The organism is Streptomyces sp. FIT100 (assembly GCF_024584805.1).
Lineage (GTDB): Bacteria > Actinomycetota > Actinomycetes > Streptomycetales > Streptomycetaceae > Streptomyces.
The window spans coordinates 3,034,699-3,056,074 of the sequence record NZ_CP075715.1 but is presented as its reverse complement, the minus strand read 5'-3'; the positions used below and the strand labels follow the sequence as shown (position 1 = coordinate 3,056,074).

The window sequence follows — 21,376 nt, the reverse complement described above, 5'->3', positions numbered from 1 at the left end:
CTGAGAGGGTGACGTTCCCGGTAGTCGGCATGGTCGGCGGCGGTCAGCTCGCCCGTATGACCCACGAGGCGGGCATCCCCCTCGGCATCAGATTCAAGCTCCTCAGTGACACCCCCCAGGACTCGGCGGCCCAGGTGGTCAGCGATGTCGTCATCGGCGACTACCGCGACCTGGACACGCTGCGTGACTTCGCGCGCGGCTGCGACGTGATCACGTTCGATCACGAGCACGTGCCCGCCGAACACCTGGCGGCCCTGGAGGCGGACGGCATCACCGTCCGCCCGGGTCTCGACGCGCTCGTGCACGCCCAGGACAAGGGGGTGATGCGGGCCAGGCTCGACGCGATCGGCGCGCCCTGCCCCCGCCACCGGATCGTCGCCGACCCGGCGGACGCGGTGGCCTTCGCGGCCGAGGTGGGCGGCTTCCCGGTCATCCTCAAGACCGTGCGCGGCGGCTACGACGGCAAGGGCGTCTGGTTCGTACGAAACGCCAAGGACGCCGAGGAGCCGTTCCGTGCCGGTGTCCCGGTCCTCGCCGAGGAGAAGGTCGAATTCCGGCGCGAGCTGGCGGCGAACATCGTCCGCTCCCCGCACGGCCAGGCGGTCGCCTACCCCGTCGTGGAGTCGCGGCAGGTGGACGGCGTCTGCGACACCGTCATCGCCCCCGCACCCGATCTCGACCCCGAGCTGGCGGGCCGGGCGCAGGAGCTGGCGCTGCGGATAGCCAAGGAGCTCGGCGTCGTCGGGCATCTCGCGGTCGAGCTGTTCGAGACCACCGACGGGCGGATCCTCGTCAACGAGCTCGCGATGCGCCCGCACAACTCCGGTCACTGGACCCAGGACGGTGCGGTCACCTCCCAGTTCGCCAACCATGTGCGGGCCGTGCTCGACCTGCCGCTCGGCGATCCGCGCCCTCGCGCCAGGTGGACCGTGATGTGCAATGTGCTGGGCGGCGACTATCCGGACATGTACGGCGCGTATCTGCACTGCATGGCCCGGGACCCACAGCTCAAGATCCATATGTATGGCAAGGACGTGAAGCCCGGCCGCAAGGTGGGGCACGTCAACACCTATGGCGACGACCTCGACGACGTGCTGGGGCGCGCCCGTCACGCAGCCGACTACCTCAGAGGAACGATCACCGAATGACCAGCGCATCGGACTCGGCACCGCTCATCGGCATCGTCATGGGCTCGGACTCCGACTGGCCCGTCATGGAGGCCGCGGCCCAGGCCCTGGACGAGTTCGAGATCCCGTACGAGGTCGACGTCGTCTCCGCGCACCGCATGCCGCGCGAGATGATCGCGTACGGCGAGGGAGCCGCCGATCGCGGTCTGAAGGCGATCATCGCGGGCGCCGGCGGAGCCGCCCACCTCCCCGGGATGCTCGCCTCGGTCACCCCGCTGCCGGTCATCGGCGTGCCCGTCCCGCTGAAGTACCTCGACGGCATGGACTCGCTGCTCTCGATCGTGCAGATGCCGGCGGGTGTGCCGGTCGCGACGGTCTCGGTCGGCGGCGCCCGTAACGCGGGTCTGCTCGCGGCCCGCATCCTCGCGGCGTACGACGGTGACCTGCTGGCGCGGATGCGCGAGTTCCAGCAGGAGCTGAACGACCAGGCGACGGAGAAGGGCAAGCGGCTGCGGACCAAGGTCGAGGGCGCGGCGGCCTTCGGCTTCGCCAAGTAGCCCCGCAAGTAGCCCCGCAGGCAGCTCCGCAAGGAGTCCGGCACGTGGTTCCGCCGGTGGCCCGGGCCGGGAGCGGCCGCGGCAAGTAGGCTGCGTGCGTGGATTTTCTCGCCGAGGCCCGTTCCCTGCTCGCATCGCACCCCGTCGTCGACGGCCACAACGACCTGCCGTGGGCGCTGCGTGAGCACGTCCGCTACGACCTGGACCGGCTCGACATCGCCGCCGACCAGACCGGCCGGCTGCACACCGACATCCCGCGGCTGCGGGCCGGCGGTGTGGGGGCGCAGTTCTGGTCCGTGTACGTACGCAGCGACATGGCAGGCGACGACGCCGTCAGCGCCACGCTGGAGCAGGTCGACGTCGTCGGCCGGCTGCTCGCCCGCTACCCGGCGGACCTGGCGCGCGCCCTGACCGCGGACGACATGGAGGCGGCGCGCAAGGAGGGCCGGATCGCCTCGCTCATGGGCGCCGAGGGCGGCCACTCCATCAACAACTCGCTCGCCACGCTGCGGGCGCTGCACGCGCTGGGCGTGCGGTACATGACGCTCACGCACAACGACAACAACGACTGGGCGGACTCGGCGACCGACGAGCCCGGCGTCGGCGGTCTGTCGGACTTCGGCCGCGAGGTCGTCCGTGAGATGAACCGCACCGGCATGCTCGTCGACCTCTCGCACGTCGCCGTGACGACGATGCGGGACGCGCTGGACACGACCGAGGCGCCGGTGATCTTCTCGCACTCGTCGGCGCGGGCGATCTGCGACCACCCGCGGAACATCCCGGACGACGTGCTGGAGCGGCTGGCGGGGAACGGCGGCGTGGCGATGGCCACGTTCGTACCGAAGTTCATCCTGCCGGAGGCGGTGGCCTGGACCGCGGCCGCGGACGAGAACATGCGGGCCAACGGGCTGCATCCGCTGGACACGACCGAGGCGGGGATGAAGGTCCAGCGGACGTACGAGGCGGCGCACCCGCGGCCCATGGCGACCGCGTCGACCGTCGCCGACCACCTCGACCACATGCGCGAGGCCGCGGGCATCGACCACATCGGCATCGGCGGCGACTTCGACGGCACGGCCTTCACACCGGCCGGTCTGGAGGACGTGGCGGGCTATCCGAACCTGGTCGCGGAGCTGCTCCGGCGGGGCTGGTCCCGTGCCGACGTGGCGAAGCTGACGTGGGAGAACGCGGTACGGGCGCTCCGGGACGCGGAAGCGGTGGCGCGCGCCCTCCAGACGACGCGTGCCCCGTCGAACGCGACGCTGGACCGGGCCTGAGGTTCCGCCGCTTCGGCGAGGAAGCAGCCCCTCCGGCCTTCGGGAAGCGGGGTCCGGGGGCGGTGCCCCGTGGGCTACCGGGCCTGCCTCGCCCGGTACGCCCGCATCTTCGCGCGGCTGCCGCAGACCGACATCGTGCACCAGCGGCTCCGGCCGGCCGGACTCCGGTCGTAGTACGCCCACCGGCAGTCCTCCGCCTCGCACGCCTTGAGCCGCAGCCATGTGCCCTCCGCCGTCGCCTCCGCGATCGCCACGGCCACGCGCGACGCGAGCGGAACCGGGTCCGCCGGGCGGAGCGATGCCGCGCCCGAGGCGTCCACGGTCAGCAGCAGGGGCGCGGCGGCGAGCAGGCGGTCCAGGTCCAGCGCGGCCGAGTCACCCGGGGGGCCGTGCCCCGCGTGGGCGAGGCAGGCCGCCCGCAGGGCCTCGCGCAGCTCCTTGGCCGCGGCGATGTCGCCGTCCCCGAGGGCGAAGGAGGCGCGGCCGGCCGCCGTGTCGAGGGAGTCGACGCCGGTCTCGACGTCGAGCGTGTTGACCAGGGACTCGATCAGCGCGAGCTCTCCCGGTGCGGGGGCTCTGTCGTTCATGGTTGCAACGTTACCTCTGGTGCGCCACCATGAGGTAACGCGTTACCGGTTCGGGCTTGCAGCCGGTAACTCCGCCGTCGTACGGAAGGAAGCGCCATGGCCATCGCCACCATGGGAGCCGTCGTCCTGGACTGCCCCGACCCCCGCGCACTCGCCGGCTTCTACGCCGAGCTCCTCGGCGCCCGGGTGGAGCCCGCCGACGACCGCTGGGTCGATCTCAAGGGGTACGAGGGCACGCCCCTCGCCTTCCAGGCCGCCGAAGGCCACGTACCACCGCAGTGGCCCGCGCCCGAGGCGTCGCAGCAGTTCCATCTCGACCTGACCGTCGAGGACCTGGACGCGGCCGAGGCCCAGGTGCTGGCGCTCGGCGCCAAGCCGCTGGACACCGACGACCGTTCACGTACCTGGCGGGTCTACGCGGACCCGGCCGGGCACCCGTTCTGTCTCTGCGCCTGCTGACACCTCCGGCCGGCCCCCGGCGCCGCGGGAGCCTCCTGGTCCGCGGTGCCGGTGCCGGGCCGTTCTGTGCGGTCGTGTCGCCGCGGCCAGGCACTGACCCCGGCCCGAAGCCGGGGGAGCGGACTCAGGCGCGGGGGCGGCCCATCGCCCGGTACGTCCACCCGGCCTCGCGCCACTTCGCCCCGTCCAGCGCGTTCCGCCCGTCCAGCACGATCCGGCGGGACGCCACCTCGCCCAGCTCCCCCGGGTCCAGCTCGCGGAACTCCCGCCACTCCGTCAGGTGCAGCACCACATCCGCGCCGCGCACCGCCTCCAGCGCGCTCTTCGCGTAGCCGAGCGTCGGGAAGACCCGGCGGGCGTTGTCCATGCCCTTCGGGTCGTACACCGTCACCTGGCCGCCCTGGAGGTGGATCTGCCCGGCGACGTTCAGCGCCGGGGAGTCCCGCACGTCGTCCGAATCCGGCTTGAACGCGGCGCCGAGCACCGCGACCCGCTTCCCGAGGAAGGAGCCGCCGCCCACGGCCTCGCGCGCGAGCTCCACCATGTGCCCGCGGCGCCGCATGTTGATCGAGTCGACCTCGCGAAGGAACGTCAGCGCCTGGTCCGCGCCCAGCTCGCCGGCGCGCGCCATGAACGCCCGGATGTCCTTCGGCAGACAGCCGCCGCCGAAGCCGATCCCGGCCCGCAGGAACTTCGCGCCGATCCGCTCGTCGTACCCGATCGCCTCGGCCAGCTTCGCGACGTCGCCGCCGGCCGCCTCGCACACCTCGGCCATCGCGTTGATGAAGGAGATCTTCGTGGCCAGGAAGGAGTTCGCGGAGGTCTTCACCAGCTCGGCCGTCGGGAAGTCCGTCACCACGAAGGGAGAACCCTCGGCGACCGGCGTCGCGTACACCTCGCGCAGCACCTTCTCCGCCCGCTCGCTCGCGACGCCGACCACGATCCGGTCCGGGTGCAGCGTGTCCTGGACGGCGAAGCCCTCGCGCAGGAACTCCGGGTTCCAGGCCAGCTCCACGCCCTCGGGCGACCGCTCGGCGAGCACCGACGCGAGCCGGTCCGCCGAGCCCACCGGCACGGTGGACTTGCCGACGACCAGCGAGCCGCTCTTCACGCGCGGAGCGAGCGCGTCGAAGGCGGCGTCGACGTACGACATGTCGCAGGCGTACTCGCCGTGCTTCTGCGGAGTGTTCACGCACACGAAGTGCACATCGCCGCCGAACGCCTCCAGCTCGTCCCACGAGGTCGTGAAGCGCAGCCGGCCGCTGGCCCCCGGGTGCCCCGCGACATGCCGGCCCAGCAGCTCCTCGAGACCGGGCTCGTACATCGGGACCCGGCCCGCGGCCAGCATCTCGATCTTCTCCGGCACGACGTCGAGGCCCAGGACCTCGAAGCCCAGCTCCGCCATGGCCGCTGCGTGTGTGGCGCCGAGGTATCCGGTGCCGACCACGGTGATCTTGAGGGCCATACGGTGCTCCTGACAGATGCGGGGAGGAGTGCGCGCCCGAGCATAGTCGGACGGTGCCGAGGGCATTTTTCCGCTGTCAGGAAGCTCACGTATGCCGGTCCGGACGGGCCCACTAAAATTTGTATTACTTAACGGTAGTTAGCAGGGGCTCAGGGGCGAGACACCTTGGCGCCAAAGGGAGATAAGCACAGTGCCTGACTTCGACCTGTACCGCCCGTCCGAAGAGCACGACATGCTCCGGGAGACGGTCCGCTCGCTCGCCGAGGCGAAGATCGCTCCGTTCGCCGCCGCGGTCGACGAGGAGGCCCGCTTCCCGCAGGAGGCGCTCGACGCGCTCGTCGCCTCCGACCTGCACGCCGTCCACGTCCCCGAGGAGTACGGCGGCGCCGGCGCCGACGCCCTGGCCACCGTGATCGTCATCGAGGAGGTCGCCCGCGCCTGCGCCTCCTCCTCCCTGATCCCGGCCGTGAACAAGCTGGGCTCGCTCCCGGTGATCCTCTCCGGCTCCGAGGAGCTGAAGAAGAAGTACCTGGGCCCGCTCGCCAAGGGCGACGCGATGTTCTCGTACTGCCTCTCCGAGCCGGACGCGGGCTCCGACGCCGCCGGCATGAAGACCAGGGCCGTGCGCGACGGCGACTTCTGGGTGCTCAACGGCGTGAAGCGCTGGATCACCAACGCCGGTGTCTCCGAGTACTACACGGTGATGGCCGTCACCGACCCCGAGAAGCGCTCCAAGGGCATCTCCGCCTTCGTCGTCGAGAAGTCGGACGAGGGCGTCTCCTTCGGCGCCCCGGAGAAGAAGCTCGGCATCAAGGGCTCCCCGACCCGCGAGGTCTACCTCGACAACGTCCGCATCCCCGCCGACCGCATGATCGGCGCCGAGGGCACCGGCTTCGCCACCGCGATGAAGACTCTGGACCACACCCGCATCACCATCGCGGCCCAGGCTCTCGGCATCGCGCAGGGCGCCCTCGACTACGCCAAGGGGTACGTCAAGGAGCGCAAGCAGTTCGGCAAGCCGATCGCCGACTTCCAGGGCATCCAGTTCATGCTCGCCGACATGGCCATGAAGCTGGAGGCCGCGCGCCAGCTCACGTACGCGGCGGCCGCCAAGTCCGAGCGTGTCGATGGCGACCTCACCTTCTTCGGCGCCGCGGCCAAGTGCTTCGCGTCCGACGTCGCGATGGAGGTCACCACGGACGCCGTCCAGCTGCTCGGCGGGTACGGCTACACGCGCGACTACCCGGTGGAGCGCATGATGCGCGATGCCAAGATCACGCAGATCTACGAGGGCACGAACCAGGTCCAGCGCATCGTCATGGCCCGCAACCTGCCGTAGCGGCCCCTGGCGGCACGGGCAGCCCAGCACACACAGCCCAGCACACACAGCCCCCGGCGCGATGCCGGGGGCTGTCGTCGTCGTGGCGGGGCGGCTCGTTAGGATCCGCTGCCGCGCGGCACGCGACCCGCTGCCGCGTGCACAACGGACAAGGGGTGGGGCCATGAGCGCAGACAGCCGGATATCCGCGCTGCTCAAGCAGATCGCGACGCAGGACGTGGTCGTGGTGACGGACGAGTTCGCGCGAGCGGGCAGGGCGGCGACCCTGGCGCACGTCGTCGAGCACTACGGGTTCGAGTACGGCGAGGCCCGGCGTGAGGGGCAGAAGAAGCAGACCATGGTCGTCCGCCTGTACCGGGACCCGGCCCCCGCCGCGCGCGAGCGGGAGGCGGCGACGATCGCCGCGTATCCCGACGCGGGCCGCGGGGGTGCGGCGCCCGGGCTGCAGCCGGGGACGCTCAAGCCCGCCGACGGGGCGCAGGAGGCGGTCGCCCGGCTGAAGGACCGGATCGGGTTCGATGTGATGACCCAGGCGGCCTCGGCCCGGAACATGACGTTCCCCTGGATCTGTGTGGGCGGCATGGTGGTGGCCCTGCTCGTGGCCGGCATGTACGTCGGCGCCCTCGCGGGCGGCGCCGCGCTGGCGGCGGTCCTGCTGGGCGGTGTCAGGATCGGCGAGCTGCGCCGCCGGCGGATCGCCCAGCGGCTCCAGGACGCCGGATTCGTCGCCGTCCAGGACGAGAGCGGCCGGCAGCGCTTCCTGCGGCCCGGGCAGCAGCTGCCCGGGCACGCGAACCCCTTCGCGGCCTGACGGCGGCGGAAGACAGGGCCGGTGTACGACAAGGCCGGCGTACGACAGGGGCCCCGCCGGTGGCGGGGCCCCTGTCATGCGTGCGCGTCAGCGGTCCGAGGTGACCGTGACCTTCTCGTCGTTCTGGATCTGCTGCACGAGCTGCTTGACCTTGTCCTTGTCCCAGACCAGATTGCTGCCGCGGTTGCCGGAGATCGGCATGTTCATGGACTTCCCGTCGCCGCTGCTGATGCCCTTCATCGCGAAGAACATCTCGCCCAGGTCGAACAGGGACATGTCCTTGTCGACGATGAGGGTGTCCAGGCCCGCGCCCAGCGTCGGGTAGAGCGCGAACGGGTTGAGGATCGTGCCCGGGGTCGCCGCCTGGTTCGCGAGGGCCGCGAGGAACTTCTGCTGGTTCTTCGTCCGGTCCAGGTCGCTGCCCGCGAAGGCGTAGCGGGTGCGGACGAAGGCGAGAGCCTGCTCGCCGTTGAGGGTCTGCTTGCCGGCCTGGAAGTCGGCGCCGGACTTCTTGTCCTTGAACGCCTTGGGAATGTCCATCTCGACGCCGCCGAGGGCGTTCACGATGTTCGCGAAGCCGGCGAAGCCGATCTCCGCGTAGTGGTCGATCCGCAGGCCGGTGTTGTACTCGACGGTGCGGACGAGCAGTTCGGGGCCGTCCTCCGCGTACGCCGCGTTGAGCTTGACCCGGCGGCCCTCACCCTTGAACGTCTTGCCGGACTCGGAGCCGACGAAGCTGGGTATCTCCACGTCCGAGTCGCGGGGGAGCGAGATCATCGTGTTGCCGCTGCCGCAGGCGGCGAGGATCATCATCGAGTCGGTGCGCTTGCCGTCGGCCGAGCCGGTGTGCAGCCGCTTCTTGTCCTCGGCGGTCATGCCCTCGCGGCTGTCCGAGCCGACGATCAGATAGGTCGTGCAGTCGCCCTCCTCGGGGCGCTCGATGACCTTGGAGAGGTCGACCTCGCGGCGCATCTTGGAGTCGGCCCAGAAGTACGTGCCTATGGAGACGCCGAGCACGAGGACGAGCACGGTGATGGATCCGACCTTGAGGCGGCGGCGCCAGTCGGGCCCGGGACGTCCGTAGTCCGGCGGCGCGCTGTATCCGTCGCGACCGCCCCCGGCGGGTGCGCCGTAGACCTGGCCCGTGTTGTACCCGCTGTCGTACGGGGCGTCGTAGCCGCCGTAACGGTCGTCGTACCCCTGCGGCTGCTGAGGGATGGGCCGCCGCTGCACATGCCGCATCGCGCGAGCGCCCTCGGGCTCCGCGCCCCGGCTGCCGCGTCCGTATCCGTCGCCTTCGGGCCAGTCATTCATGCGGAACAGTGTGCAGCCCGGGTCCGGGACCCTGACAGGCCGGGTGGGGAATCGGTTCAGTGCTGTTGCGAACCTGATGCAATGCATCGCCTCACAGGCCGCCGCATAGGGTGGACGGCATGACAGACCAGGCCCAGACCCCGGAGGGCGATATTCCGGGTAAGCCCACCGCGGCTTCGCGCACCACCCTCAGCCACATCATGACCCACAACGACACCAACCTCCTCGGGACGGTGCACGGCGGTGTGATCATGAAACTCGTGGACGACGCGGCGGGAGCGGTCGCCGGGCGGCACTCGGGCGGACCCGCCGTCACCGCGTCGATGGACGAGATGGTCTTCCTGGAGCCCGTCAGGGTCGGTGACCTGGTCCATGTGAAGGCACAGGTCAACTGGACCGGGCGGTCCTCCATGGAGGTCGGCGTACGGGTCCTGGCCGAGCGCTGGAACGAGTCGACGCCCGCGACGCAGGTCGGCTCCGCGTATCTGGTCTTCGCGGCGGTCGACGCGGACGGCAAGCCCCGGCAGGTGCCGCCGGTGATCCCGGAGTCGGAGCGCGACAAGCGCCGTTACCAGGAGGCGCAGATCCGGCGTACGCACCGGCTGGCGCGGCGGCGTGCGATCAAGGAGCTCCGCGAGAAGCGCGCGGCGGACGGCTACGAGGACTGACCCCTCGCGCGCCCTGCGGCGAGCGGGCCCCGGGCCGCGCGGGCCCGCGGCGGACGGTCCTCAGGGGGCCTCCCAGGACCTCCTCCCAGGGCCTCATCCCGGGGCCTCAGGGACACACCACCTCGTCGCCCGTCACCGCGTCGAAGACGCCCTTGCCCTTGGGCGGGGTCTCGGCGCGGACGGGGGTGACCTTGGTGAAGTCCGTGCCGGCCAGCACCCGCAGCGTGGGGCCCTGGCCGCGGACCGGGCGGAGCTCACTGCCCGGGAGCGCCGCGGCCAGCGACTTCGCCGAGCGGTCCCAGCGCGGGTCGTACGTCACGACCGTGCGCCGCAGGTCGCGCCGCTCCCCGTTCCGCGGCGCCCTGGTCGTCGCGAAGCCGCTCGCCCGGAGCCCGGCGTCCACGCGGGCGCCGAGGCCGTCGATGGCGGTGGCGTTGTAGACCTGGACGCGGATCCCGCGGGGCGGCACGTCGACGACGACCTTCGCGTCCGACGTCGTCCCCTTGCCCTTGCGCGGCGCATCGGGCATCAGCGGCCGGTCCTCGCGCAGCGCCGCGAAGAGCCGCGTCGACTTCGCCGGATCCCACTTCACCGTCGAGCCGATGCCCGGCACCGGGTGGCTGACGTCACCCACGGGCACCGAGGTGAACTCCGACGACGAGGGGGAGAAGTCCCGCATCGCCTTCCCCAGCGACAGCAGCTGATCGGCCCCGAAACCCCTGTCGGCCCGCACCGAATTCAGCACCGCCCGGCTGACCTCGCGGAACTTCACCGGGTTCAGCAGCGCCCCGCTGCTCGTCGCCTGCTGGATCAGCGCCGCGACGAAGCGCTGCTGCCGCTGCATCCGGCCCAGGTCGGCGGCCCCGTCGACATGGCGCGAGCGTACGTACTGCAACGCCCGTCCACCGTCGAGCTGGTGCGTGCCCGCGGCCAGGTCCAGACCGGTGTAGTTGTCCTTCATCGGCTTGGCCGTGCAGATCCGCACCCCGCCCACCGCGTCCACCGTCTTCATGAAACTGGTGAAGTCGACCTCCAGATAGTGGTCGATCTTCACCTTCGTCATGTGCTCGACGGTCCGCACCGTCAGCGCCGGGCCGCCCTCCGCGTACGCCGCGTTCAGCTTCACCGGGTGGGCCGCGTGGCGCACCCCGGTGGTCGCGTCCGTGTGCGGGGGGATCTCCGCGTACGAGTCACGCGGCAGGCTCACCACGCTCGCCCGCTCCCGGTCCGCCGAGATGTGCACCAGCATGATCGTGTCGGTGCAGCGGCAGGGCGCGCCGCCGAGGCGGTACTTGTGGCGATCCTCACGGGTGATCCGGTCCCGGCCGTCGGTGCCGACGAGCAGGAGGTTCGTCCCGTTCCCGGCCTCGGGGCGGTTCTTCATGTCCTTGAACGGGTCGATCCGTCCGATCCCGCTGTCCAGGCCCGTCACCAGGGCGTGCCCGATCGCCCCCACACCGAGCACCAGCACCGACAGCGTGGTCGCCATCCGCATCCCCCAGTGCGGCCGCCTGACCGGGGCCCGGACCCCGGCCCGGACCTGGGGTCCCCGGCGCGGCTGCTGCGCACGGGCCACGGGCCTCCGAGGGGGCGTGCGGGGCGGTGTGGGCACGAGCGGACCTCCGCGGGGCGCAAGTCGGGGGTGGCATTCGGGGGATCCCCGGAACTGTAGGCCGATACGATCTGCGGCCCCGGGCGGCGCGCACCGGTGTCCCCCGTTCGCGGTAACGTGGCAGGCAATGCCCCCGGACCCCCGAGACTCCTGTCTTCCCGGGGGACGACCCCCGTACCCCCGAGACTCCTGTCTTCCGGGGGACGACCCCCGTACCCCCGAGGAACTCATGCCCGCCCTCCCCGCCGTCTCCGTGATCATGCCGGTCCTCGATGAGGAGCGGCATCTGCGCAGCTCGGTCCGTCACATCCTGGAGCAGGAGTACGACGGCGAGCTGGAGGTGGTGATCGCGCTCGGCCCCTCCGCCGACCGTACGGACGAGATCGCGGCCGAGCTCGTACGGGAGGACCCCCGCGTCCACACCGTGCCGAACCCCACGGGGCGCACGCCCGCGGCGCTGAACGCCGCCATCAAGGCGTCGCGCCACCCGGTCGTGGTGCGGGTCGACGGCCACGGCATGCTTTCGCCGGACTACATCGCCACCGCCGTCCGCCTGCTGGAGGAGACCGGCGCGCAGAACGTCGGCGGCATCATGCACGCCGAGGGCGAGAACGACTGGGAGCACGCCGTCGCGGCCGCGATGACCTCGAAGATAGGAGTGGGCAACGCGGCCTTCCACACGGGCGGCGAAGCCGGCCCCGCCGAGACGGTCTACCTCGGTGTCTTCCGGCGCGCGGCGCTCGAACAGCAGGGCGGTTACAACGAGGAGTTCATCCGCGCCCAGGACTGGGAGCTGAACTTCCGCATCCGCGAGGCGGGCGGACTGATCTGGTTCTCGCCCGAGCTGAAGGTGCAGTACCGGCCCCGCCCGAGCGTCCGTGCCCTCGCCAAGCAGTACAAGAACTACGGCCGCTGGCGCCATGTCGTGGCCCGCTACCACCAGGGCTCGATCAACCTCCGCTACCTCGCCCCGCCGGCCGCGGTCTGCGCGATCGCCGCGGGAGTCGTCGTGGGTGCGGCGCTCACCCCGCTGGGCTTCGTCGTCCCGGCCGGCTATGTCGCGGCTATCGTCGCCGGTTCGGTCCCGGCGGGCCGGGGCCTGCCGCTGAAGGCCCGGCTCCAGATCCCCGTGGCGCTGGCCACGATGCACATGTCGTGGGGCTTCGGCTTCCTGACGAGCCCGCGCTCCCTGGCACGGAAGGTCATCGCCAGCCGCCGCCCGGCGGTGCACACGGCCGCCTGAGCCGGGCCGGCGCGAGTCCGGTCGATGCAAGGGGCCCCGGGTGCACGCACCCGGGGCCCCTTGCGTACCGCCGTCATCACTCCCAGGTGAACCCGGGCTGCACGTCCATACAGGCCGTGTCGTCCCCGCCGTTGAGCGGGCGTGCGGACTCGGGCGCCTTGCCGTCGTCCTGCGTGGCGGCGTCCTTCGGGTACGCGGCGCCCTCGCGCCAGTCGGCGCCGACCACCAGCGTCACCCCCGACACCTCGGTGGACTTCTTCACCGACGCCACCGGTATGCCGAGCGCCTTCGCGACCGCCTGGGCGTCGCCCTCCAGATCGACGCTCGGGTAGTACACGACCGTCCGGTCCTGCGGATCGGACTGCGTGTCGGCCTTCGCCTCCGTGAAGCCCTTGCCGTCGAGTACCTCCGCGACCTCCGTCGCCCGGCCCCGCACCGACCCCAGTTCGGCGGTGTAGGTGCCGTTGCGCACCATCACGCCGATCTCGTCGGCGGGCGCGGCGGCGTCCTTCGTCTCGGCGGCGGGCTTGCGCTTGGACGCCTTGCCGTCCAGCGGGATGTCCTCACGGACCATCCGGAACAGCTGCTCGGCGTCCGGCTGCTTCGGCTCCACCTTGCCCTGGAAACCGGGCCTCGTGGAGTAGAAGTTCGGCATCGTCGTCATGGTGATGCGGTCGGTCGGCACCCTCTGGAGCTCCTCGGCGAGGCCGTAGAGCTTCCCCACGGTGTCCAGGCCGGTGTCCACCGTGAGCGCCGACGTGGCGGCCTCGGCGAGCTTGCGCAGCTTGACGGGGTCCGTGAGCTTGGTGTTCTTGCGCAGCTCCCGGACCATCGAGTTCATGTACATGTGCTGGGCGTGGGTACGGGCCAGGTCGGTGCCGTCCTCGAAGCCGTAGCGGGTACGCAGCCACTGCAGCGCCTGCTCGCCCTTCACGGGGTGCGTGCCCTCGCGCAGCTTGAGACCGGAGCCCTTGCCGTCGGACGTGTGCGAGTGGACGTTGTCCCTCACACAGACGGGGACGCCGCCGATCGCGTCGGCCATCGACACGACGCCCGCGAAGTCGACCATCATGAAGTGGTCGATGGTGATGCCGGTGAGCTCGTACCAGGCGGCCACCGTGCAGCCGGGGCCGCCGCGGTTGAGCGACTCGTTGGTGAGGGTCCAGCCCGTCGCCGGGTAGGTCTTGCCGCTCTCCGGGTCCTGGCACTCGGGGATCTTCAGGACGGTGTCCCGCGGCATGCTGATCACGGAGATGTTGCTGCGGTCCGCGGAGAGATGGACGAGCATCTGGACGTCCGCGAGCGGCGGTCCGTCGAAGGTCTCCCGTGCGCCGCCGAGCTTCTGGTTCGCCTTGGAGTCGCGGGCGTCGGAGCCGATCAGCAGGATGTTGAGCGGGGTCTGGCCGGCGGAGTTCGCCCTGTGCTCGACCATCGCCTGCTTGCCGAGGTTGAGTTCGGCCTTCTTGATGTTGCCGTTGAGATGGCGGTAGTAGAGGTATCCGGCGCCCGCCGTGCCGATTATCAGCAGGGAGAGGACGGACGCGACCCAGCGCAGCACCCGCCGTTTCCCGCGCCGTACGCGCGGGGGCGGGCCGCCGCCGGGCCGTCCGGACCCCGCCGAGCGGGCGGGCGGCACAGCGGCCCGGCCCTTCTCGTCGCGGTCCGCGCCACCGCCCGGCCCCTCCTCGTACAGGCCGTCGTCCCAGCCCCGCTCGTCTGCGTGCCGGACGCGATCCCGCGTTCCCTCCCCACGCACACTGCCTTGTCCCACCCCTAGAACCCCCTGTTGTCAGGCTCTGGCTCTCCCCATGAGCCGCCTTCCGAGCCGTTGTCCGCCGTTACTTGGCGCATACCTGCTTGTCTGCCGTGACCGCGTTCTCCGGAGCCTTCGCCGGCCCGGTGATCGGCACTCCCGCGCCCCGGAAGTCGGGGCCGAGGGTCAGCGTCATCGCTTCGAGGCCCTGGGCGTCCGTGGTGCCGGGCTTCAGCGCCGAAGCCGGCAGGCCCATCAGATCCGCCAGCTTGCGGGCCTGGTCGGCCTGATTGGGTGCGTACTCCAGTTGCGTCCTGGCCACGTCGGCGGGCGCGTTTCCCTTGTTGGTGGACTTGAACACCCCTTCGTCGTTCTGCAGCCAGTCGAGGGTCTTCTGCGCCGAGCCCTGAGGGCCGCCGCCGTTGAAGACGTCGACGCGTATGTCCGACGCCTCTGCCCGCTCGCCCTTGAGCAGCGCCTGCTGCTTGTCCTTGGCCGCCTGCTGGGCGTCCTTCTTCTTCTGCTCGACCTCGGTGAGCGAGACGTCGTTCTTGACCATGGAGAAGAGGGCGTCCGCCTTCTCCGCTTCGAGGACGACGGTGGCCTTGCGGCCCACCGGCTCGTTCGGGTTGTCGACGACGGGCACGGTGGCGAAGGTCAGGTTCTTCATGTCGAACTTGCCCAGCTCCAGTCCGAGATCGCGGAGCTTGGAGATGTCGCTGATCTTGTCATCGACGGTCAGCGCCTCGGTCGCGGCCTCGGCCAGCTTGAACAGCTTGGTGGGGCTCGTGAGGGTGTCGTTCGACTTCAGCTTGCGCATCAGGGAGCTGAGGAACTGCTGCTGGAGCTTGATGCGGTCCAGGTCCCCGCCGAAGCCGACCGCGTGCCGGGTGCGGACGAAGGCGAGCGCCTCCTCGCCCTGGATCTCGTGCTCACCGGCCGGCAGGTCGAGCTTGGAGTCCGTGTCCTTTATGTCCTTGGCGAGGCAGATCGGCACCCCGTCGACAGCGGTCGTCAGCGTCTTGACCGCGTTGAAGTCGGCCACCATGAAGTGGTCCAGCTTGATCCCGGTCATCTCCGTGACCGTGCGCATCGTGCAGCTCGGCGTACGGCCCGACTGGCCGAGGCTCTCGTTGAACCGGCGGCCCGTCTGCCCGGGGATCGTCTCCTTGGTGCCGTCCTCCTGGGTGGTCTCGCAGTCCGGGATGTCCGTGATGAGGTCACGGGGAATGCTCAACGCGGTGGCGTTCGTACGGTCCTTGGAGACGTGCAGCAGCACTGTGGTGTCCGCGTGACCGGGGCTGTTCTTGTCGCCGTACTTCTCGTTGCCCTCGCCCGTGCGCTTGTCCGTGCCGATCAGCAGGATGTTGATCGCCCGGTCCTTGCTGAAGCCGCCGGTGCCCGCGCCGTCGTCGGAGAACGACGTGATGTTGGAGTTCAGGTGCTCGTAGTAGAGGTATCCGGCGGTCGCCGTCCCCATCATGAGCAGCGCGAGCGTGCCGCCGGTCCAGAGCAGCACCTTCCGCTTGCCCGACCTGGCCTGCTTGCGCTTGCGGCGGCCGGCCTGCTGCTGCGCGGCACGGCCCGGCGCCTCACCGCCCCGGCGGCCGCGCTGCACCGGCGCCTCGGCGCCGGACGCTGCCGACCTGCGGCGCGGTGTCGCGGCGCCCTGCTCCGGCCCCGGCTCGGGGGTCCGGGGGGCCGGTGCCCTCCTTGCGCCGGCGCCTCTGGAGGAGGAAGCTGTCGACTGCGGTGCGGAGCGGTCCAGTCGCAGTTCGTAGTTGCCGGTCTGCGGGTTCAGGACCCACTGGTCGGCGGGGTCGATCTCGTCCGCCCGCCCTCGGCTCTGCGCGTCCACGGTTGCTTGAGTCCTCCGTCGGTGCCACGCGAGGCGTCTCCCTCCCCCCGTGAGACGCTCGGTTCGTCCATCCGGTTGTACGGGCCTTGCGGCCGAATTCACCGGATCGCGTCACACTATCCGTCCAGTTCAACGCCGAGCGACGTGCGTGAGAAATTCCACGCACCTTACAACCGGGCAATCAGCGCAAAGGCCGTGGACCGAAGCCTTGACTTCGAGGATCGCTTCAGCCGCACATGCCGGAAGCCGCGTCGGTGCCGGAAAAAGTCGGCGTGGCGCGACGGTCCGAGGCGCCCGATCCGTCCGCGTTCTCGTCCCGCTCCGTCGCCGTACCGGTGCTCGCTGTCGCATCCGGCCTGGCCACGGCCACCGGTTCGTCCTTGCGCAGCCGCTCGAAGAGCGCGCTCGCCTTGGGCTCGGACAGTTCGTCGCGGTTCGGGTCCGGCGGGTACGGCTTGCGGGGCACTGTGAGGAAGCGCACGTTCTCCGGTGGCACGCCGCGCATCGAGCGGGTGAGGTCGTAGAGGTCCTTCAGCGAGGCGAGACCCGGGTCCGTGGTGATCGATCTGGTCGCCGCGTCGAGCACCGGGTAGAGCCTGGTCGGATTCAGCAGGACGCCGTTGCTCTGCACCTTGTTGAAGAGTGCGCCGAGGAACTGCTGCTGCCGGCCCATGCGGTCGGTGTCGCTGCCGTTGCCGAGCGACTTGCGGGCGCGCACGAAACCGAGGGCCTGCTCGCCGTCCAGGGTCTGGCGGCCCGCCTTCAGCTTCAGATGGGCGGCCTTGTCGTCGATCGGCTCCCGCAGGCAGACCTCGACCCCGTCCACGGCGTCGACCATGTCCTTGAAGCCGTGGAAGTCGATCACCATGTGGTGGTCGATCCGCACCCCGGTCAGCTGCTCGACGGTACGGATGGTGCAGGCGGCGCCGCCGTACTGGTAGGCGACGTTGAACTGGGTGTACGCCTCCGGGGTGCGGGCCCCCTGCGCCGTACGGCAGCTGGGGATGTCCACCAGCAGGTCGCGCGGGATGGACACCGCCGTCGTGCTGCGCCGGTCACCGGCGAGATGCAGCAGGATGGTGGTGTCGGAGCGCTGCCCCTGCGCGCGGCCGTACTTGCGGTTCTCGGCCCCCGCGCGGGTGTCGGATCCGATCAGCAGGACGTTCATGGCGCCGTGCGGCGCGGGGTGCGGACGTTCCCTCTCGTACCGCTCCAGCTCCTCGGCGGTGGTGATGTCCGTGGTGATGTTGTCGTCGAGCTTCCGGTAGAGCCACCAGCTGACCCCGGCGACGGCGAGGAGCAGGACCGAGACCCCGAGCGCGGCCCAGCGCAGCCAGCGGCGCCGCCGGGGCGGGACGACGGAGTCGGCGCGGCCCGCCGGGGCGCCCGGTCCGGCGGGCGTGCCAGCGCTGTCGGTCACTTCTGGGTCCGTCCTCGCGGTGGGTGCAGAGGTACCGCTGTACCGCGATGATCTCCCGGAGTCCGGACTCGGGCCTGAGGGGTGGGCCCTCAGTGGGCCGAACGGGTGGACGCCGGCGGGCCCGTCACGGCGCGCTGCCGGTGACCCGCTCGCTCGCGACGCGCTTCTCCAGGCCCTCCGGGGACAGTTGGTCCAGATTGCGGCAGAGGACGACCGAGCCACCGGAGGCGAGCGGGGCGTACAGCCCGGCCGACAACCCGTCCCAGGTCTCGTACGCACGCCCCGACAGCAGCCGTGACCCGGCGGCCAGGCCCAGCGCGGCGGCGTCGGCGCGAGCGCGGTCGACGAGCTGGGCGCCCGTCAGCTCGGTACCCGCGACGGCGAGCGCCGGGTCGTCCGGGCCGACCGGCACGTACGGGGCGAAGCGGTCGCCCTGGCCCGGGACCTCCACCGCGTAGTCGGCGAACCCCTCGGGCGGCTGCGGGAACCGGCCGCCGAGCGGGCGCAGCGCGAGCGCGATCCGCTCACCGGAGCAGGCGCGCGCCGCATCCAGCGTGTCCGGGCCGCTCACCACGAGGTCCGCCGCCGCCGGGTCGCCACCGACGTCCGCCACGACCCCCACCGAGGAGCAGGCGAGCAGCCACACCGCGGTCTGCCAGTGCGCCGGCAGCAGCAGCGCGAGCCGGTCGCCGGGCTCGGCGGACAGCCCGTCCTGGAGGAGGTTGGCCGTTTTGGCCACCCAATTGGCGAAGGTCGCGACGGACAATTCGACGCGCTCACCGGTGGCGTCGTCGTAGAAGGTGACCAAGGGGCGGGCCGGGTCCGCGGCGAGCGCGGATCGCAGCAGGTCGGCAGGGGTGCGGTCGCTGGCGTTCACCCGCGCAAGGGTACGCCGCGGGGGCGGCGCGGACGCGGCCGTACCGGTGACGGCGTCGCCCGGTCGGCTCGATGGACCGTCACTTTTCCGGGTGGGCGCATACGGCCCACACCGCCGACGATCCTTGCATGCGTGCTCTTCTCGCCTCCTCGGTCAGCGCCGCGTGCACAGCCGCACTCGTCATCCCCGTACTCGGCCTGCCGAGGGCATCCGCCTCGGCCGCGCCGTCCCAGCCGTCCACGCCGTCGAAACCTTATGTGCCATATGTGCCGGATCTTTCAGGCATGTCGACTGTCCCGGGTGAACCGGATGCAACGGATGCGCCGGATGTCCCGGGCTCCACGCAGTCGCTCGCGCTGGAGCCGCTGCCCGGGTTGTACCGGGCCGGAGGCGGATCCGGGGTCCAGGGCCTCGCGCCGCGCGAGGTCGGTGCCTTCTCGCTCGTCGGCGTGGTCTGGGACGACGTGGACGCCGCACTGCACGGAACGGTCCAGGTGCGCACCCGCGCCGCCGGCTCCGGCGCCTGGTCGGCGTGGCAGGACGTGGAGACCCACAACGACGAGCACGGCGCCGACCCGGACTCGGCCGAGCGGGCCGAGGGCGGCCCGGTGCGCGGCTCGACCGCGCCGCTGTGGGTCGGTGCGTCGGACGCCGTGGAGGTGCGCGTACGGCCGGAGGCGCCCGGCGGCGAGGAGCTGCGCGGTGTGACGCCGCCCCTGCCGCAGGGGCTGCGACTGGAGCTCGTCGACCCGGGCAAGGCCGAGGAGGCGGAGGTTCAGGGGCCTGGAGAGGGCGACGGTTCCGAAGAGCCGGATGTACTCGAAGAGTCGGCAGAGCCCGACGTGCTCGAAGAAGAGGTGGAGGTGGAAGAGGCCGAAGGGTCCGAAGACCCCCAGGACTCCGAAGACCCCCAGGACTCCGAAGAGCCCGACGGAGACGGAGCCGACGCACCCGAGGGCGCCGAGGGCCCCGCGGCCTCTCCCGGCGACGGGGAACTCCCGGCGGGCGGTGCCCGGTCGGACGCCGGCCCCGCCCAGGCCGCCGCGCTGACGGCCGAGTCCGCCGCCGCCTCCGCCGTGAACGCCGACCTCGCGCCGCTCGGCGCCGATGTCATCGCCGCCCAGACGAAGGCGCAGACCGAGGGCGAGGCCGGGCTGTACGGAGTCCGCAAGCCGTACATCGGCGCACGGCCGCGCATCATCACGCGCAAGGGCTGGGGCGCGGACGAGACGCTGCGCGAGAAGCAGTTCGTGTACACGAACGGGATCAAAGCGGCGTTCGTGCACCACAGCGCCACGGGCAACCGCTACACCTGCGCGCAGGCTCCCTCCGTTCTGCGCAGTATCTACCGCTACCACGTGGAGAGCAGCGGCTGGCGCGACTTCGGCTACAACTTCGCCGTCGACAAGTGCGGAAACATCTACGAAGGCCGTGCGGGGGGCGTGGCCAAGGCGGTGCTGGGCGCACACACGCGCGGTTTCAACAGCAACAGCATGGGCATCGCGGTCCTCGGAACGTACAGTGCGACGACCCCGCCGGCCGCCGTGCTGACCGCCGTGGCCAGGCTCACCGCCTGGAAGCTCGGCATGTACGGCGTGGATCCGACGACGACGACGTATCTGACGTCCGCAGGCGGCAACAAGTTCACGAAGGGCACACAGGCCAGGCTCAACACCATCTCCGGGCACCGCGACGGATTCGAGACCGACTGCCCCGGAAGCCGCCTCTACAGCAAGCTCGGCGCGACGCGCAGCGCCTCGGCCAAGTTCCAGGGCCGCTGAGCCCCGTCGCACCGGTGCCCGTTCCGCATACGCCCATACCGCATACGTCCGTACGAACGGGCTGCATACACTGGCCGGTCATACGCACGATTCGTCCCGGCCCCAGCAGGAAGCAGAGAAGGCATTGACTCAGGACCGGACTCAGGCCCAAGAAGCGATCCTCCTGGTCGGCGGCAAGGGCACGCGGCTGCGCCCGCTCACGGTGAACACGCCCAAGCCGATGGTCCCCGCGGCGGGCGTGCCGTTCCTCACCCACCAGCTGGCGCGAGCGCGTGCGGCCGGCGTCGAGCACATCGTGCTCGCGACGTCGTACCTCGCGGAGGTCTTCGAGCCGCACTTCGGCGACGGCTCCTCGATGGGGCTGCACCTGGAGTACGTGACGGAGGAGGAGCCGCTCGGCACGGGCGGGGCGATCCGGAACGTGGCGTCGCGGCTGAGGTCCGGTTCCGACGATCCGGTACTGATCTTCAACGGCGACATTCTGACGGGCCTGGACATCCGGGGCCTCGTCACCACGCACGCGCGCTCCGGCGCCGATGTCTCGCTGCACCTCACCCGGGTCGAGGACCCGCGCGCCTTCGGCCTCGTCCCGACGGACGAGCACGGCCGTGTGACGGCCTTCCTGGAGAAGCCGCAGACCCCCGAGGAGATCGTCACCGACCAGATCAACGCCGGGGCGTACGTCTTCCGCCGCTCGGTGATCGACAGCATCCCGGCGGGCCGGCCGGTCTCGGTCGAGCGGGAGACGTTCCCGGACCTGCTGGCGGCCGGTGCGCATCTGCAGGGCATGGTCGACTCCACGTACTGGCTGGACCTCGGCACGCCGCACGCGTTCGTCCGCGGCTCCGCCGATCTCGTGCTCGGCCGCGCCCCGTCCCCGGCGGTGCCGGGCCGCTGCGGCGACCGCCTCGTACTGCCCACCGCCACCGTCGCCGCCGACGCCAAGCTGACCGGCGGCACGGTCGTCGGCGCGGGCGCGGTGATCGGCGCGGGCGCCCGTGTCTCGGGCAGCACGATCCTGGACGGCGCGGTCGTCGCGGCCGGTGCGGTCGTCACCGACTCGCTGGTCGGCGCCCGAGCCCGGGTGGGCGAGCGCACGGTCCTGTCCCACGCGGTGATCGGCGACGACGCGGTGATCGGCGCGGACAACGAGCTGCGGGACGGTGTCCGGGTGTGGTGCGAGGCGACGCTGCCGGCCGGGTCGATCCGCTTCTCCTCCGACCAGTAA

At 71.3% G+C, this 21,376-nt stretch carries 18 protein-coding genes; 10 read left to right on the top strand and 8 right to left on the bottom strand.

Annotation, left to right across the window (positions count from 1 at the left end; translation table 11 throughout):
• Positions 1–8: 8 nt before the first annotated feature.
• From KK483_RS13290 to KK483_RS13280, 3 genes are all read left to right on the top strand, one after another.
• Positions 9–1,148, top strand: coding sequence for a 5-(carboxyamino)imidazole ribonucleotide synthase (locus tag KK483_RS13290; protein WP_262005441.1), 1,140 nt, complete (start codon positions 9–11; stop codon positions 1,146–1,148).
• Positions 1,145–1,684 (top strand): 5-(carboxyamino)imidazole ribonucleotide mutase, encoded by a 540-nt coding sequence (gene purE, locus KK483_RS13285; RefSeq protein WP_262005440.1) that lies wholly within the window; start codon positions 1,145–1,147, stop codon positions 1,682–1,684. Before KK483_RS13290 ends, purE begins: the two co-directional genes overlap by 4 nt.
• A 98-nt stretch (positions 1,685–1,782) precedes the next feature.
• Complete coding sequence (locus KK483_RS13280) at positions 1,783–2,961, top strand: dipeptidase (protein ID WP_262005439.1); 1,179 nt, start codon at positions 1,783–1,785, stop codon at positions 2,959–2,961.
• 74 nt (positions 2,962–3,035) lie between these two features.
• Here KK483_RS13280 and KK483_RS13275 read toward each other — a convergent pair whose 3' ends face one another.
• Complete coding sequence (locus KK483_RS13275) at positions 3,036–3,548, bottom strand: CGNR zinc finger domain-containing protein (protein WP_262005438.1); 513 nt, start codon at positions 3,546–3,548, stop codon at positions 3,036–3,038.
• 96 nt (positions 3,549–3,644) lie between these two features.
• Here KK483_RS13275 and KK483_RS13270 point away from each other — a divergent pair, with 96 nt between their 5' ends.
• A complete protein-coding gene (locus KK483_RS13270; RefSeq protein WP_262005437.1) occupies positions 3,645–4,007 on the top strand; it encodes a VOC family protein in 363 nt (120 codons plus the stop codon).
• A 124-nt stretch (positions 4,008–4,131) separates the two neighbouring features.
• On the opposite strand, the gene KK483_RS13265 is transcribed toward KK483_RS13270, so the two are convergent.
• Positions 4,132–5,472, bottom strand: a complete 1,341-nt coding sequence (locus tag KK483_RS13265) for a UDP-glucose/GDP-mannose dehydrogenase family protein (protein ID WP_262005436.1) — start codon at positions 5,470–5,472, stop codon at positions 4,132–4,134.
• A 181-nt stretch (positions 5,473–5,653) separates the two neighbouring features.
• Between KK483_RS13265 and KK483_RS13260 the strand changes: the two genes are divergently transcribed.
• Entirely contained in the window at positions 5,654–6,811 is a 1,158-nt protein-coding gene (locus KK483_RS13260; RefSeq protein WP_262009465.1) for an acyl-CoA dehydrogenase, read from the top strand.
• Positions 6,812–6,974: 163 nt separating this feature from the next.
• On the top strand, positions 6,975–7,622 hold the full coding sequence (locus KK483_RS13255; RefSeq protein WP_262005435.1) for a hypothetical protein: 648 nt from the start codon (positions 6,975–6,977) through the stop codon (positions 7,620–7,622).
• An 87-nt stretch (positions 7,623–7,709) separates the two neighbouring features.
• On the opposite strand, the gene KK483_RS13250 is transcribed toward KK483_RS13255, so the two are convergent.
• A complete protein-coding gene (locus KK483_RS13250; RefSeq protein ID WP_262005434.1) occupies positions 7,710–8,936 on the bottom strand; it encodes an LCP family protein in 1,227 nt (408 codons plus the stop codon).
• Between the two features lie 119 nt (positions 8,937–9,055).
• On the opposite strand from KK483_RS13250, the gene KK483_RS13245 reads away from it, so the two are divergent.
• Positions 9,056–9,604, top strand: a complete 549-nt coding sequence (locus KK483_RS13245) for an acyl-CoA thioesterase (RefSeq protein ID WP_242337322.1) — start codon at positions 9,056–9,058, stop codon at positions 9,602–9,604.
• 106 nt (positions 9,605–9,710) lie between these two features.
• Here the strand turns inward: KK483_RS13245 and KK483_RS13240 are convergent, their stop codons facing one another.
• Positions 9,711–11,099, bottom strand: coding sequence for an LCP family protein (locus tag KK483_RS13240; RefSeq protein WP_262005433.1), 1,389 nt, complete (start codon positions 11,097–11,099; stop codon positions 9,711–9,713).
• 346 nt (positions 11,100–11,445) lie between these two features.
• Between KK483_RS13240 and KK483_RS13235 the strand changes: the two genes are divergently transcribed.
• Positions 11,446–12,459 (top strand): glycosyltransferase family 2 protein, encoded by a 1,014-nt coding sequence (locus tag KK483_RS13235; protein ID WP_262005432.1) that lies wholly within the window; start codon positions 11,446–11,448, stop codon positions 12,457–12,459.
• A 76-nt stretch (positions 12,460–12,535) separates the two neighbouring features.
• Here KK483_RS13235 and KK483_RS13230 read toward each other — a convergent pair whose 3' ends face one another.
• From KK483_RS13230 to KK483_RS13215, 4 genes are all read right to left on the bottom strand, one after another.
• Complete coding sequence (locus KK483_RS13230; RefSeq protein WP_262005431.1) at positions 12,536–14,215, bottom strand: LCP family protein; 1,680 nt, start codon at positions 14,213–14,215, stop codon at positions 12,536–12,538.
• Positions 14,216–14,297: 82 nt separating this feature from the next.
• Positions 14,298–16,070: an LCP family protein gene (locus KK483_RS13225; RefSeq protein WP_262005430.1), complete on the bottom strand. Its 1,773-nt coding sequence runs from the start codon at positions 16,068–16,070 to the stop codon at positions 14,298–14,300.
• A gap of 226 nt (positions 16,071–16,296) precedes the next feature.
• Positions 16,297–17,490: an LCP family protein gene (locus tag KK483_RS13220; RefSeq protein ID WP_313878934.1), complete on the bottom strand. Its 1,194-nt coding sequence runs from the start codon at positions 17,488–17,490 to the stop codon at positions 16,297–16,299.
• A 124-nt stretch (positions 17,491–17,614) separates the two neighbouring features.
• Positions 17,615–18,367 (bottom strand): TIGR03089 family protein, encoded by a 753-nt coding sequence (locus KK483_RS13215; RefSeq protein WP_262005429.1) that lies wholly within the window; start codon positions 18,365–18,367, stop codon positions 17,615–17,617.
• 128 nt (positions 18,368–18,495) lie between these two features.
• Here KK483_RS13215 and KK483_RS13210 point away from each other — a divergent pair, with 128 nt between their 5' ends.
• Together KK483_RS13210 and KK483_RS13205 are read left to right on the top strand one after the other, a co-directional pair.
• Positions 18,496–20,148, top strand: coding sequence for an N-acetylmuramoyl-L-alanine amidase (locus KK483_RS13210; RefSeq protein WP_399014004.1), 1,653 nt, complete (start codon positions 18,496–18,498; stop codon positions 20,146–20,148).
• A gap of 124 nt (positions 20,149–20,272) precedes the next feature.
• Complete coding sequence (locus KK483_RS13205; RefSeq protein WP_262005427.1) at positions 20,273–21,376, top strand: NDP-sugar synthase; 1,104 nt, start codon at positions 20,273–20,275, stop codon at positions 21,374–21,376.

Excerpts from the sequence above, each read along its gene's own strand:
- purE (WP_262005440.1), top strand. The coding sequence starts at position 1,145 with ATGACCAGCGCATCGGACTCGGCACCGCTCATCGGCATCGTCATGGGC.
- KK483_RS13275 (WP_262005438.1), bottom strand. The coding sequence starts at position 3,548 with ATGAACGACAGAGCCCCCGCACCGGGAGAGCTCGCGCTGATCGAGTCC.
- KK483_RS13270 (WP_262005437.1), top strand. The coding sequence starts at position 3,645 with ATGGCCATCGCCACCATGGGAGCCGTCGTCCTGGACTGCCCCGACCCC.
- KK483_RS13265 (WP_262005436.1), bottom strand. The coding sequence starts at position 5,472 with ATGGCCCTCAAGATCACCGTGGTCGGCACCGGATACCTCGGCGCCACA.
- KK483_RS13255 (WP_262005435.1), top strand. The coding sequence starts at position 6,975 with ATGAGCGCAGACAGCCGGATATCCGCGCTGCTCAAGCAGATCGCGACG.
- KK483_RS13250 (WP_262005434.1), bottom strand. The coding sequence starts at position 8,936 with ATGAATGACTGGCCCGAAGGCGACGGATACGGACGCGGCAGCCGGGGC.
- KK483_RS13245 (WP_242337322.1), top strand. The coding sequence starts at position 9,056 with ATGACAGACCAGGCCCAGACCCCGGAGGGCGATATTCCGGGTAAGCCC.
- KK483_RS13240 (WP_262005433.1), bottom strand. The coding sequence starts at position 11,099 with ATGCGGATGGCGACCACGCTGTCGGTGCTGGTGCTCGGTGTGGGGGCG.
- KK483_RS13235 (WP_262005432.1), top strand. The coding sequence starts at position 11,446 with ATGCCCGCCCTCCCCGCCGTCTCCGTGATCATGCCGGTCCTCGATGAG.
- KK483_RS13210 (WP_399014004.1), top strand. The coding sequence starts at position 18,496 with ATGCGTGCTCTTCTCGCCTCCTCGGTCAGCGCCGCGTGCACAGCCGCA.